Source organism: Pseudomonas sp. 22515 (genome assembly GCF_052044625.1).
Lineage (GTDB): Bacteria > Pseudomonadota > Gammaproteobacteria > Pseudomonadales > Pseudomonadaceae > Aquipseudomonas > Aquipseudomonas alloputida.
The window spans coordinates 100,233-113,137 of the sequence record NZ_JBQENN010000016.1 but is presented as its reverse complement, the minus strand read 5'-3'; the positions used below and the strand labels follow the sequence as shown (position 1 = coordinate 113,137).

The following is a 12,905-nucleotide window of genomic DNA, read 5'->3' as shown; positions in this document are numbered from 1 at the left end:
CACGGACTCATAGCTCAGCTGGATAGAGTACTCGGCTACGAACCGAGCGGTCGCAGGTTCGAATCCTGCTGAGTCCGCCATACCCCATCAAAAAGCCCGCTCAATAGAGCGGGCTTTTTGTTTGTGCGCCAATGAATTCTTGAGCCTGTCGATCTACGCTCTTCTGTAATGATTGCGGTGTAGTCTTGAGCCGCTGAGCGGCCTCAAAAATCAAATGTGCTTTCTCATCCACAACAACCGTCGCACTGATAGCTTCGAGCGTTGTCCCAGCTTTATCACGCAAACGATTGTTCTGGCCAAAAATTTAAGCGATCTGACAGCTTTAGCAGTGTATGATTGCGCCCGTCAGCCCCGCCGGGGCTTGTGGAAAACCACCATGGACTTACCCAGTAGTTACTCGTTAACACGATTCATACAGAAAGATCTGACCGATTGATTCCCTCGGCGTGCTCCGCTGCTGGGAGTGGAGTTCGCCTATGACCGAAGTAGAAGTTAAAAAAGCGCAAGAAAGCCTGCAGGATCGCCTGGCCCAGGTGGTTGAACTGCTGCAGCGTCAGCGCATGGTCGAAGACCTGACCCATCGCCAGGAAGGCGCGCACAATGACCTGGTGGAAAACCTGGTCCACCGCCAGAACCTCGTCGAGCTGCAGCGCAAGCTCGATGACCTGCACCCCGCCGACATCGCCTACATCCTCGAAGCCTTGCCCCTGGAAGATCGCCTGACGGTCTGGCAGCTGGTGCGCTCGGAGCGCGATGGCGACATCCTGCTGGAAGTTTCCGATTCGGTTCGCCAATCGCTGATCGCCGACATGGACGATCACGAGCTGCTGGCTGCCGCCAAGGAGATGGACGCCGACGAACTGGCCGACCTCGCCCCAGAGCTGCCGCGTGACGTTGTTCACGAGCTGATGGAAACCCTCGATGCCCAGCAACGCGAGCGGGTGCGTTCGGCGCTGAGCTACGACGAGGAGCAGGTCGGTGCGCTGATGGACTTCGAGATGGTCACCATCCGCGAAGACGTCAGCCTGGAAGTGGTGCTGCGCTACCTGCGCCGCCTGAAAGAATTGCCGAACCACACCGACAAATTGTTCGTGGTCGATTACGACGGCATCCTCAAGGGGGTATTGCCGATCAAGCGCCTGCTGGTCAACGACCCGGAGAAGAAGGTGGCGGAGGTCATGGCGACCGACCCTGTCTCCTTCCAGCCCGAGGAAGATGCCTACGATGCAGCGCAGGCTTTCGAGCGTTATGACCTGGTATCCGCCCCGGTGGTGGACAAGAGCGAACGCCTGATCGGCCGTCTGACCATCGACGAAATGGTTGACCTGATCCGTGAGGAAAGCGAGAGCGAAGTCCTCAACATGGCGGGTCTGCGTGAAGAGGAAGATATTTTCGCCTCGGTCTGGCGTTCGTTCCGCAACCGTTGGGCGTGGCTGGCAATCAACCTGATTACCGCGTTCGTTGCTTCGCGAGTGATCGGGTTGTTCGAAGGTTCGATTGAAAAGCTGGTGGCGTTGGCTGCGTTGATGCCGATCGTTGCGGGTATTGGTGGCAACTCTGGTAACCAGACCATCACCATGATCGTCCGCGCCATGGCCCTGGACCAAGTGTCGCCAGGCAATACCAGCCGCTTGATGCGCAAGGAATTGGCGGTGTCGCTGATCAACGGCCTGGTTTGGGGCGGAGTGATTGGTGCGGTGGCTTTCTGGCTGTATGGCAGCTGGTCGCTGGGGGTGGTGATGACTGCAGCGATGACCTTGAACTTGTTGTTGGCAGCGCTGATGGGCGTGCTGATCCCGATGACATTGGCCCGCCTGGGGCGCGACCCTGCGATGGGGGCGAGCGTGATGATCACTGCTGTGACCGACAGCGGTGGTTTCTTCATCTTCCTGGGGCTGGCGACGCTGTTCCTGTTGTAAGCCGATCCTCCCTGTGGGAGCGTCCCGCAGGGAAATGCCTTTGCTGCCAATCAGTCATCCACAAAAAAGCCAGCTTACGCTGGCTTTTTTGTATTCGCTGCAGGCCTCAGGAAGCGTCTGCGGCCATTTCCACATCGTGAGCGATGAGGGCGACCAGGGCGTTCTGCTGGCGGTGGGACAGTTGGCGGAAACGCTGCAGCAACTCGCGCTCATGCAGGGACAGCTCGGGGCTGTCCAGGCGCATGCTCAGTTCATCACCCAGCGCACCTTCCTGGATAAGGCTCTGCTCCAGGCGTGCAATGATCTCGGAGTTCATGCTGCGGTGGTGGTTGCGCGCTACCTCGGCAATGCGCTCACGCATTCCGTCTGGCAGGCGGACGACGAACTTGTCAGCGGTGCGGCTCGAATAAATAGCCTGTTTCATTGGGCGCATATAAATTGACCAGAGTTTGGTTCAGGGGAAGCGGTTCTCAAATTGGCCGCACGGGATGGAAGTACGACCGTGGCGACGACAAAATGTTCAACCGCCAGTGAAAAATGGATGCTCATCTTGCCTCATGGTCGCCGTTTGCTTGGCGTCAATTATGTGACAAATAGTGAGCCGGATAAAGGCTTTATGCCAGTACCAATTATCAGAAATGAGCACTGGTTTGAAAAGTTTTACATGCTCTGGCTAGCCTGGCCGTCAGTCTTTTGCCGTCAATAATCGGTAAAACGCAGAAAAATGCCCAGAAAAGCCCTAGAATGCGCCGGTTCTCTCCATAGAGCATAGTGGCTATGCAACATGACGCAAGCGACCGCCGATCAGGGACGGGCCGGTTGATATTTTTGGTTGGGCCGTCGGGTTCCGGGAAAGACTCCCTGATCGACGCTTCGCGTGAGCAACTGGCCCTCGCCGGGGTAGAAATTGCCCGCCGGGTCATCACCCGTTCGGCCGAAGCCAAAGGCGAAGCTGCCCAAGGGGTCACGCCTGAGCAGTTTGAGACCTTGCGTGCGCAGGGTGCGTTTGCCATACACTGGCGGGCCAATGGCCTTGACTATGGCATACCCCGGCAGGTGGACCAGTGGTTGGCGGCGGGGAGGGCAGTGCTGGTGAATGGCTCGCGGGCTTATCTGCCAGAAGCCCGTCAGCGCTACCCGGATTTGTTGGCCGTGTTGGTCAAGGTCAAGCCTGAGGTGCTGCGCCAGCGCTTGCTGGCCCGGGGCCGGGAAACTGCAGAAGAAGTGGAGCAGCGCCTGGTGCGCAGCGCACGCTTGCAAGCTGCAGCCGACCCGTCGGTGCATGTGCTGGATAATTCTTCCACACTGGAGGCGGCGGTCGCCGCATTCGTTTCGCTGCTTCGCCATCAGGGCGTGCTACCGCGGGGATAGCAGCCGCAGAAAAGGATTACGCGAAAAAGCCCAGTTGAGGCATGACAAACGCCAGCATGCTGGTTAACATGCTGGCCATCCCGCTGTGCAGCGCTCGCTGCCGGTCGTAGCGTCTCAGTAGCTCAATTGGATAGAGCATCCCCCTCCTAAGGGGAAGGTTGCAGGTTCAATTCCTGCCTGGGACGCCATTCTCGTCATTCCCATTATTGTCTCCGTTGCCTTTGTCGCCGTCGTGCTGCTGTTGACAGCACCTGCGCTTGGCCAGCGCTGTCATGCATCACGTTCGTGGCATAACGCCGCGCTTGGGGCCAGCCGCTGACGCATCAGGAAGTACCCCGCCACCACCAGCAGTACCGTCAGCACCGTGAACCAGAATTGGAAACGCGATGCCGGGTCGAACGCCTGGGTGCCGATGACTGCCAGCAAGGCGAACAGCGCAATGATATTGGTGTAGGGGAACAGCCAGGCACGGAAGGCGTTTGGGGCGACCGCTTCGTGGCGGGTTTTCCTGCGCATCGCCACGTGGGCGATGATGATGAAGATCCATACGACCATGACCAGGCTGCCGGTACTCTTGGCCAAGGTCATGAACAGGTCGCCGCCACTGACAAAGTGTACGGTCAGGATCATCGTGCAGATCGACAGGCTCAGCAGCAGTGCATTGATCGGTACGCCCTTGGCACTGGTGCGTGAGAACAGCTTGGGCGCGTGACCGCGCTGGCTCAGCGAGAACAGCATGCGCGAGTTGGAGAACATGAACGAGTTCATCACCGACATGAACGAGACGAACAGCACCAGTTTCATGGCCACTGCAGCACCACCGAACCCGGCCAGGCTGAACAGCGAAACATAGGGCGAGGCCAGGTTGGCCTTGTCGGTCCAGGGCAGGCAAAGGATCAGGATCGACACAGAGCCTACGTAGAACAGCATCACCCGCAGGATCACGCTCTTGATCGCGCGGATCACGTTCTGTCGCGGGTTCTCTGACTCACCCGCGGCCACAGCGGCAATTTCGCTGCCGCCCAGGGAGAAAATCACCACGATAACGCCGGCCATCACCGGTGACAGGCCGTTGGGCATGAAGCCGTCATGGGCGGTGAGGTTGATCAGGCCGGGGGCGGGAATCTCACTGTGCAGGCCGAGCAGGATCGAGACGCCCAGCACCATGAAGATGAGGATGGTGGCGACCTTCATCGCGGCCAGCCAATACTCGACTTCGGCAAACGAACGCACCGAGTAGGCGTTGCTGGCCATGAGTGTCACCAGCATCAGGAAGGCACCTGCCCAGATCGGCAGCCAGGGTAGGAAGTCATGCAGGATGGCGCCCAGCAGTACCGCTTCCAGGGTGATGGTCATCATCGACTTGAACCAGTACAGCCAGCCGACCGTAAACCCTGCCCAGTCCCCGAGGTAGGTGTTGGCGTAGGTCGAGAACGACCCTGCATCCGGGTTGCGGCAGGCCATTTCGCCCAGCATGAACATGACCAGGGTGACCACCAGGCCACCAATGAAATACGACAGTATGGCCGCGGGCCCTGCCGATGCGATCAGTGAGCCCGAGCCCATGAACAGCCCTGCACCGATCACCCCACCCAGCGCGATCATGGTGATATGCCGCTGCTTGAGGCTTTGCTTCAAACCGTGTGATTGCATTTCCTTGTCCTCTCTTATTTTAGGGGGGATCCGACATCGTTCCCCTACGCAGGCATCGTCATGCGCCTGCGTCCACGCGTGGCAAATAGCTACCAGCCTGCCACCCTGGACAATAAGGCCAAGGACCTCAAACGAATTCTCTGCACAACATCCTGCCGATTTTTCCTGAGACCGGTGATGGCGCCGGTAGCGGTGCAGTTGACGAAGCCATGCACCACCTGACCATCGACGCCACCGGACACCGGTCAGGCTGAAGCGCCTTGGACGAACTGCGGCGCTCTCCTTACCGGCCGCTTCCACTGCTTCATATCGGGCTTGCCGCTTGTTGCTCTTCATCCAGGCCGCCGTCCGCTTTGGCGATCTGCTCTTGCGCTTTCTCCTCGATCTTGCGCTTGATGTCTTCTTTCATGCGCTGGGCGATCAACTCGTCGACCTTTGCTTTCATTTCGGGCGGCAGGGCGTCGTACTCTTCTTCGGTCAAGCCTATTTCACGCAGCAGTTTTTCCTTGATCATCTCGCCGGGCGACTTGGACATGAAGTCGTGAAATTCCTGCCGGGCAGTCTTGGGCGGCAGAGGTTCTCCGATGACCGGCTCGGTGGTCGCAGAACTCAGGTTTTGCAGCATCACCTTGAATTTGGCAAAGGCTTCTGCACGAGCATCCTCTGCATTTTGCTGAGCGGTGCTGCCTCCATTCTGCTGTTGGCTCGCCGTGTTGGCGGTGGATATTGGCGTGCGGACAGGCGCAATCTGGGCCACTGCCTGCTCATCGCTGGTGGACCGAGGCTGATGGAGCGTGGGCTGCCAGCTCACGCCGTTAGCGGCGATTATCATGTTTCCTCCTTGGAAATCTCGTTGGCAGGTACCCAGCGCAAAAGCCATGCCAGCGCTGTGCCGGTCGAAATCAGGGCGTTGGCGCTATTTCGGTTGCACACGGGTGGGCATATGCTTGCCCGTGATAGGCATCATCTTGCCGCTCGCGGCAATCAACACCACTGTCGGCAGCCCCTTGATCGGAGCGCAGTTGCTGGGCATCAGGGAGAGCGTCCATGAGTCAAGAAACCCGGCCGGTACCTGCCGGCTTCAGTGAACAGCAATTGCACACCTTGTTCGACTTGATCAGCGATGGCATCTGGGACTGGAATGCCAATACCGGTTACGTTTATCGCAACCCGGGCTGGTACAGCATGCTGGGTTATGCCAGTCACTCCATGGCCAACTCGGTATTTACCTGGGAAAGCGTGATCCATCCCGAAGACTACCCCCGGGTAATGGCCCATTTCGAGGCCTATATCAATCAGCGCAACGAGCGCTACCGCATTGAATACCGTTGCCGTTGTCAGGACGGCAGCTACATCTGGATCGAAGACAGCGGCTACGTCATCGCGCATAACGAGGACGGTTCCGTGGCACGCATGCTGGGTGCGCATCGCAATATCGACGCTGGCAAGCGCTTGGTGACACAACTGGAACAGAAGAACCAGTCGCTGGAATTTCAGGTGGCCGAACGCACCCGTGAGTTGTCCTGGGTGAATCAGCAGTTGCAGCGGCAACTGGACGAAAACCGTGAATTGGCCGAACGCGATGCGTTGACCCGTGTTGCCAACCGTTACCGGCTGGAGAGCGCGTTGCAGCGGGAGTGCCAGCGCGCCCAGCGCTTCCGCCAGCCGTTGTCGCTGATCGCCATGGACATGGATGATTTCAAACCGATCAATGACCGCTACGGTCACGCCCGTGGCGATGCGGCGCTGGTTCGGGTGGCCGAAAGCCTGCGCACCTGCTTGCGCGAACTGGACCTGCTGGCGCGCTGGGGCGGCGACGAGTTCGTCATCGTGCTGCCGCAGACCGCGTTGGGGGAGGCGCTGGATGTGGCGGCGCGCTTGCGCCAGGTGCTGGAGCAGGTGGAGCCGGTGGGTGATTGCCGGCTGACCATGAGTTATGGCGTGGTGCAATGGCTGGAAGGGGAGGACCCGCACGCGCTGCTGGCGCGTGCCGACAAGGCGCTCTACAGGGCCAAGGGTACAGGCAAGAATGCAATTGCCGAGTAGCTAGTGTGGTGTTTCACAAATAACGACCATAACTCGCGGCGCTTTTTGCGCTCATGCGGCGTTGTCGCTCCTCGCCGTTGCTGGGCTACGCCTCGTCGCGACGCCTTGCCTGAGCGCAAAAAACGCTCGCGGTTTATTGGCCGTATTTGCAAAACACCACACTAGCCCCTCAAAGAGCGCGCTGTTTTCTGGAGGCTTGGATGGCCTGAATGAAAAAAGACCCGCAGCGCCTCTCGGCGCAGCGGGCCAAATCGGCCTCGGCCGCTTCAGTGTCAGATATGCAAGGCGTGGCCCAACGCGCGCAGGGCGGCTTCTTGCACCGCTTCACCCAACGTGGGGTGGGCATGAATGGTGCCGGCCACATCTTCCAGGCACGCGCCCATCTCCAGCGATTGGGCAAACGCGGTGGATAGCTCGGAGACCGCCACGCCAACCGCCTGCCAACCCACGATCAGGTGGTTGTCACGGCGCGCCACCACCCGCACGAAACCGCTTTTCGACTCCAGGCTCATGGCCCGGCCATTGGCGGCAAACGGGAACTGCGCGACGATGCAGTCCAGGCCCTGCTGGCTGGCTTGTTCCGGGGTCTTGCCGACCACCACCACTTCCGGGTCGGTAAAGCACACGGCGGCAATCGCTGCCGGCTCGAAGCGTCGGGCCTTGCCGGCGATGATTTCGGCGACCATCTCGCCCTGGGCCATGGCCCGGTGCGCCAGCATCGGTTCGCCAGCGACGTCGCCAATGGCCCAGACGTTGTGCATGCTGGTATGACAGCGCTCGTCGATGGCAATGGCGGCGCCGTTCATCTTCAGGTCCAGGCATTCCAGGTTGAAGCCTTTGGTGCGTGGCCGGCGGCCCACGGCCACCAGTACCTGGTCGGCCTCCAGGCGCAGTTGCCCACCCTTGCCGTCGCTGGCCAGCAGGCAGCCATTTTCGTAGCCCTCGACGCTGTGGCCCAGGTGCAACGCGATGCCCAGTTTCTTCAGCGACTCGGCCACCGGGGCGGTCAATTCGCTGTCGTAGGTCGGCAGGATGCGCTCACGTGCTTCCACCACACTCACCTGTGCACCCAGCTTGCGATAGGCAATGCCCAGCTCCAGGCCGATATAGCCACCGCCAACCACTATCAGGTGTTGCGGCAGGGCTTTCGGCGCCAGGGCTTCGGTCGAGGAAATCACCGGGCCACCCAGCGGCAGCATCGGCAGTTCGACACTGCTGGAACCGGTCGCCAGCAACAGATGCTCGCACTGGATACGCTGGCCATCGACCTCGACCTGCTTGCCGTCCAGTACCTTGGCCCAGCCATGCACTACTTTCACCCCGTGCTTTTTCAGCAGGGCGGCAACACCGGTGGTCAGACGGTCGACAATGCCGTCCTTCCAGGTGACGCTTTGGCCGATGTCCAGGCGCGGCGAAGCCACGCTGATGCCCAGCGGCGAGGGTTCGGTAAAGCGCGAGGCCTGGTGAAACTGCTCGGCCACGTGGATCAGCGCCTTGGACGGGATGCAGCCGATGTTCAGGCAGGTGCCGCCCAGTGCCTGGCCTTCCACCAGTACGGTAGGAATGCCCAGTTGCCCGGCGCGGATGGCTGCTACATAGCCGCCAGGGCCGCCGCCGATGATCAACAGGGTAGTCTGGATAATCTGTTGCATGCTCACTCCACGAACAGGCAGGCGGGTTGTTCGAGCAGGCCACGCACGGCCTGGATGAACAGGGCGGCGTCCATGCCATCGACCACGCGATGGTCGAACGAGCTGGACAGGTTCATCATCTTGCGCACGACGATCTGGCCATCGATCACCACTGGCCGTTCGACCATGCGGTTGACCCCGACGATTGCCACTTCCGGGGTGTTGACCACCGGCGTGCTGACAATGCCACCCAAGGCGCCGAGGCTGGTCAGGGTGATGGTCGAACCGGACAGCTCCTCGCGGCTGGCCTTGTTGTTACGTGCAGCGTTGGCCAGGCGCGAAATCTCGCCGGCATTGGCCCACAGGCTGCCCGCTTCGGCGTGGCGCAACACGGGCACCATCAGGCCGTTGTCACCTTGGGTGGCAATGCCCACATGCACCGCGCCATGGCGGGTGATGATCTGCGCTTCGTCGTCGTAGGTCGCGTTGATCTGCGGGAAGTCACGCAGCGCCACGACGAGGGCGCGCACCAGGAATGGCAGCAAGGTCAGCTTGCCGCGGCTGTCGCCGTGCTTGCTGTTGAGTTGCTGGCGCAGGGCTTCCAGGGCGGTGACGTCGATTTCCTCGACATAACTGAAGTGCGCGACCCGGCGTTTGGCGTCCTGCATGCGCTGGGCGATCTTGCGGCGCAGGCCGATCACCGGCACCTGTTCGCTGTCGGTGCGCTTGGCATAACCATCAGGTGCTTGCCCGGCATTGCTTTGCGGCTTGCTCATGAAGGCGTCGAGGTCTTCGTGCAGAATGCGCCCGGCCGGGCCGCTACCATGCACATAACGCAGTTCGATACCGGCGTCCAGGGCGCGTTTGCGCACGGCCGGCGAGGCCAGCGGCTTGTCGCCCGGCTGGCGCGGCACGATGGGCGCAGCTTCGTGGTTGGCGGGCGCCTGGTACACGGCGGGTTTTACGTCTTTCTGCGGTTCCGGCTTGGCTGCAATCGGGGCGGCCGGGGCCTCTACCGGTTTTGGCTGAGGCACGTCCACATGGTTGCCGCTGCCTTCCACTTCGATGCGGATCAGTTCGCTACCGACCGCCATCACTTCCCCGGGCTGGCCACCCAGGGCCAACACCTTGCCGCTGACCGGCGAGGGGATTTCCACGGTGGCCTTGTCGGTCATGACGTCGGCCACCACCTGGTCCTCGGCGATGATGTCGCCGACCTTGACGAACCATTCCACCAACTCGACCTGCGCGATGCCTTCGCCAATGTCCGGCATCTTGATGACATGCGTGCCCATTCAGACCTCCATGACCTTTTTCAGTGCCGCACCTACCCGCGAAGGGCCGGGGAAGTAAGCCCATTCCTGTGCGTGAGGGTAGGGGGTGTCCCAGCCGGTGACGCGCTCGATCGGCGCCTCCAGGTGGTGGAAGCAGTGCTCCTGCACCAGCGCCACCAGCTCGGCACCGAAGCCGCAGGTGCGGGTGGCCTCGTGCACCACCACGCAACGGCCGGTCTTTTTCACCGACTCGACGATGGTGTCCAGGTCCAGCGGCCACAGGCTGCGCAGGTCGATCACTTCGGCATCGACGCCGCTTTCTTCGGCGGCCACCTGGGCCACGTACACCGTGGTGCCGTAGGTCAGTACGGTCACGTCATTGCCAGGGCGGGTAATGGCGGCCTTGTCCAGCGGTACGGTGTAATAGCCGTCGGGCACGGCGCTGTGCGGGTGCTTCGACCACGGGGTTACAGGGCGGTCGTGGTGGCCATCGAACGGGCCGTTGTACAGGCGTTTGGGCTCCAGGAAGATTACCGGGTCGTCGCATTCGATCGAGGCAATCAGCAGGCCTTTGGCGTCATAAGGGTTGGACGGCATCACGGTGCGCAGGCCGCAGACCTGGGTGAACATCGCTTCCGGGCTCTGGCTGTGAGTCTGGCCGCCATAGATGCCGCCGCCGCAAGGCATGCGCAGGGTCAGCGGGGCAATGAACTCGCCGGCCGACCGGTAACGCAGGCGGGCCAGCTCGGAGACGATCTGGTCGGAGGCCGGGTAGAAGTAGTCGGCGAACTGGATCTCCACCACCGGGCGCAGGCCATAGGCACCCATGCCCACGGCGGTACCGACGATGCCGCTCTCGGAGATGGGCGCGTCGAACACGCGCGATTTGCCGTACTTGTTCTGCAGGCCTTCGGTGCAGCGGAACACGCCGCCGAAGTAACCGACGTCCTGGCCGTACACCACCACATTGTCGTCGCGCTCAAGCATGACATCCATGGCCGAGCGCAGGGCCTGGATCATGGTCATGGTAGTGGTGGCCATGGCGGTTTCCGGGTTGATGCTGTTGTTGTGGTCGTTCATCTCAAACCCCCAGTTCCTGGCGTTGACGGCGCAGGTGTTCGGGCATCTCCTTGTACACATCCTCGAACATCGAGGCGGCGCTCGGGATGTGCCCGTTAGCCAGGGTGCCGTACTGCTCGGCTTCTTTCTGTGCGGCAATCACCGCAGCTTCGAGCTCGGCCGTGACGGCCTGGTGTTCTTCTTCGGACCAGTGGCCGATCTTGATCAGGTGCTGCTTCAGGCGGGCGATCGGGTCACCCAGCGGGAAGTGGCTCCAGTCATCGGCAGGGCGGTACTTGGAGGGGTCGTCCGACGTCGAGTGCGGGCCGGCACGGTAGGTGACCCACTCGATCAGGCTTGGGCCCAGGCCGCGGCGGGCGCGTTCGGCAGCCCAGCGCGAGGCGGCGTACACGGCGACGAAGTCGTTGCCGTCAACCCGCAGCGAAGCAATACCGCAACCCACGCCACGGCCGGCGAAGGTGGTCGACTCGCCACCGGCGATGGCCTGGAAGGTGGAAATCGCCCACTGGTTGTTGACCACATTGAGGATCACCGGGGCGCGGTAAACGTGGGCAAAGGTGAGGGCGGTGTGGAAGTCCGACTCGGCGGTGGCTCCGTCACCGATCCACGCCGAAGCAATCTTGGTATCGCCCTTGATCGCCGAGGCCATGGCCCAGCCGACTGCCTGCACGAACTGGGTCGCCAGGTTGCCGCTGATGGTGAAGAAGCCGGCTTCGCGCACCGAGTACATGATCGGCAACTGGCGGCCCTTGAGGGGGTCGCGCTCGTTGGACAGCAGTTGGCAGATCATCTCGACCAGCGATACGTCGCGGGCCATCAGGATGCTTTGCTGGCGGTAGGTCGGGAAGCACATGTCGGTGCGGTTCAGCGCCAGCGCCTGGCCACTGCCGATGGCTTCTTCGCCCAGGCTTTGCATGTAGAAGGACATCTTCTTCTGGCGCTGGGCGACCACCATGCGGCTGTCGAAGATCCGCGTCTTGAGCATGGCGCGCATGCCTTGACGAAGGATCTGTGGGTCGATGTCTTCGGCCCAGGGGCCTTGCGCATCGCCTTGCTCGTCAAGCACGCGGACCAGGCTGTAGGACAGGTCGGCAGTGTCGGCAGCATCGACATCGATCGCGGGTTTACGGGCTTGACCTGCGTCATTGAGGCGCAGGTAGGAAAAATCGGTCTGGCAGCCTGGCCGGCCGGTGGGCTCGGGCACATGCAAACGCAGGGGGGCGTACTCGTTCATGCTTTTTACGCTCGCTCGGGTATTTGTTTTTGTGAGCTCTGAAGCGGCCGCCGCTGAGTACCGGCTTGTGACTGGTAAGTCAGCGTCACCTACATCTTAGTGGGCCGGCAGGAGAATTTTTCTCTCAAGTTGATTGCCTTTGCTGAGCGGGGCAGATAAACATTCCGCATAAACACAAAAAACCGGTGATTTTGTCTTATGCGCAAACTCGATCGTACTGATATCGGCATTCTCAACAGCCTGCAAGAGAACGCCCGCATCACCAATGCCGAGCTGGCACGCTCGGTGAACCTGTCGCCCACGCCGTGTTTCAACCGGGTGCGGGCCATGGAAGAACTGGGGGTGATCCGCCAGCAGGTGACCTTGCTGTCGCCTGAGGTGCTGGGGCTGGATGTGAATGTGTTTATCCATGTCAGCCTGGAAAAACAGGTGGAGCAGTCGTTGCATCGGTTTGAAGAAGAGATCGCCGAGCGGCCCGAGGTGATGGAGTGCTACCTGATGACCGGGGACCCGGATTACCTGTTGCGGGTGCTGCTGCCGAGCATCCAGGCGCTGGAGCGGTTTCTCGATTACCTGACGCGCTTGCCGGGGGTGGCCAATATTCGATCGAGTTTTGCCCTGAAGCAGGTGCGCTACAAAACGGCGTTGCCGTTGCCGGCCAATGGCATGACCTTGCGGGAGTAGGGGGCTGTGCCGG

The 12,905-nt window shown here is 61.1% G+C and carries 13 protein-coding genes and 2 tRNA genes; 7 read left to right on the top strand and 8 right to left on the bottom strand.

What is annotated here, in order from left to right; genetic code table 11:
• Positions 1–3: 3 nt before the first annotated feature.
• Positions 4–80, top strand: a tRNA-Arg gene (locus ACTJJN_RS16595).
• A gap of 20 nt (positions 81–100) precedes the next feature.
• Here the strand turns inward: ACTJJN_RS16595 and ACTJJN_RS16590 are convergent.
• Positions 101–283 (bottom strand): hypothetical protein, encoded by a 183-nt coding sequence (locus ACTJJN_RS16590; RefSeq protein WP_127644222.1) that lies wholly within the window; start codon positions 281–283, stop codon positions 101–103.
• Between the two features lie 193 nt (positions 284–476).
• Here ACTJJN_RS16590 and mgtE point away from each other — a divergent pair, with 193 nt between their 5' ends.
• Positions 477–1,919 (top strand): magnesium transporter, encoded by a 1,443-nt coding sequence (mgtE, locus tag ACTJJN_RS16585; protein ID WP_003254500.1) that lies wholly within the window; start codon positions 477–479, stop codon positions 1,917–1,919.
• Positions 1,920–2,025: 106 nt separating this feature from the next.
• Here mgtE and ACTJJN_RS16580 read toward each other — a convergent pair whose 3' ends face one another.
• The gene (locus ACTJJN_RS16580; protein WP_003254499.1) at positions 2,026–2,352 is read right to left on the bottom strand and encodes an Arc family DNA-binding protein; all 327 of its coding nucleotides are present in this window, start codon (positions 2,350–2,352) and stop codon (positions 2,026–2,028) included.
• A 69-nt stretch (positions 2,353–2,421) separates the two neighbouring features.
• On the opposite strand from ACTJJN_RS16580, the gene ACTJJN_RS16575 reads away from it, so the two are divergent.
• The 3 genes from ACTJJN_RS16575 (at position 2,422) to ACTJJN_RS16565 (ending at position 3,478) form a co-directional block, all read left to right on the top strand.
• Complete coding sequence (locus ACTJJN_RS16575) at positions 2,422–2,625, top strand: hypothetical protein (RefSeq protein ID WP_014755754.1); 204 nt, start codon at positions 2,422–2,424, stop codon at positions 2,623–2,625.
• Between the two features lie 71 nt (positions 2,626–2,696).
• Positions 2,697–3,290 carry a phosphonate metabolism protein/1,5-bisphosphokinase (PRPP-forming) PhnN gene (phnN, locus tag ACTJJN_RS16570; protein WP_017148163.1) on the top strand — a complete coding sequence of 198 codons (594 nt, stop codon included), beginning with the start codon at positions 2,697–2,699 and terminating at the stop codon, positions 3,288–3,290.
• A 111-nt stretch (positions 3,291–3,401) separates the two neighbouring features.
• Positions 3,402–3,478 (top strand) — tRNA-Arg (locus tag ACTJJN_RS16565).
• Positions 3,479–3,560: 82 nt separating this feature from the next.
• Here ACTJJN_RS16565 and ACTJJN_RS16560 read toward each other — a convergent pair.
• A complete protein-coding gene (locus tag ACTJJN_RS16560; RefSeq protein ID WP_012051584.1) occupies positions 3,561–4,943 on the bottom strand; it encodes an amino acid permease in 1,383 nt (460 codons plus the stop codon).
• Positions 4,944–5,247: 304 nt separating this feature from the next.
• On the bottom strand, positions 5,248–5,775 hold the full coding sequence (locus ACTJJN_RS16555; RefSeq protein WP_012051585.1) for a hypothetical protein: 528 nt from the start codon (positions 5,773–5,775) through the stop codon (positions 5,248–5,250).
• A 215-nt stretch (positions 5,776–5,990) separates the two neighbouring features.
• Here ACTJJN_RS16555 and ACTJJN_RS16550 point away from each other — a divergent pair, with 215 nt between their 5' ends.
• The gene (locus ACTJJN_RS16550; RefSeq protein WP_014755759.1) at positions 5,991–6,989 is read left to right on the top strand and encodes a sensor domain-containing diguanylate cyclase; all 999 of its coding nucleotides are present in this window, start codon (positions 5,991–5,993) and stop codon (positions 6,987–6,989) included.
• A 272-nt stretch (positions 6,990–7,261) separates the two neighbouring features.
• Here the strand turns inward: ACTJJN_RS16550 and lpdA are convergent, their stop codons facing one another.
• The 4 genes from lpdA to ACTJJN_RS16530 are packed head-to-tail and all read right to left on the bottom strand — an operon-like array spanning position 7,262 to position 12,208.
• Positions 7,262–8,641 carry a dihydrolipoyl dehydrogenase gene (gene lpdA / locus ACTJJN_RS16545; protein ID WP_440781425.1) on the bottom strand — a complete coding sequence of 460 codons (1,380 nt, stop codon included), beginning with the start codon at positions 8,639–8,641 and terminating at the stop codon, positions 7,262–7,264.
• 2 nt (positions 8,642–8,643) lie between these two features.
• On the bottom strand, positions 8,644–9,915 hold the full coding sequence (locus ACTJJN_RS16540; protein WP_010955112.1) for a dihydrolipoamide acetyltransferase family protein: 1,272 nt from the start codon (positions 9,913–9,915) through the stop codon (positions 8,644–8,646).
• Positions 9,916–10,974, bottom strand: a complete 1,059-nt coding sequence (locus ACTJJN_RS16535; protein ID WP_003254487.1) for an alpha-ketoacid dehydrogenase subunit beta — start codon at positions 10,972–10,974, stop codon at positions 9,916–9,918.
• 1 nt (position 10,975) lies between these two features.
• Positions 10,976–12,208, bottom strand: a complete 1,233-nt coding sequence (locus ACTJJN_RS16530; RefSeq protein WP_003254486.1) for a 3-methyl-2-oxobutanoate dehydrogenase (2-methylpropanoyl-transferring) subunit alpha — start codon at positions 12,206–12,208, stop codon at positions 10,976–10,978.
• A gap of 198 nt (positions 12,209–12,406) precedes the next feature.
• Here ACTJJN_RS16530 and bkdR point away from each other — a divergent pair, with 198 nt between their 5' ends.
• Positions 12,407–12,892, top strand: coding sequence for a Bkd operon transcriptional regulator BkdR (gene bkdR, locus ACTJJN_RS16525; RefSeq protein WP_003254485.1), 486 nt, complete (start codon positions 12,407–12,409; stop codon positions 12,890–12,892).
• Positions 12,893–12,905 lie beyond the last annotated feature (13 nt).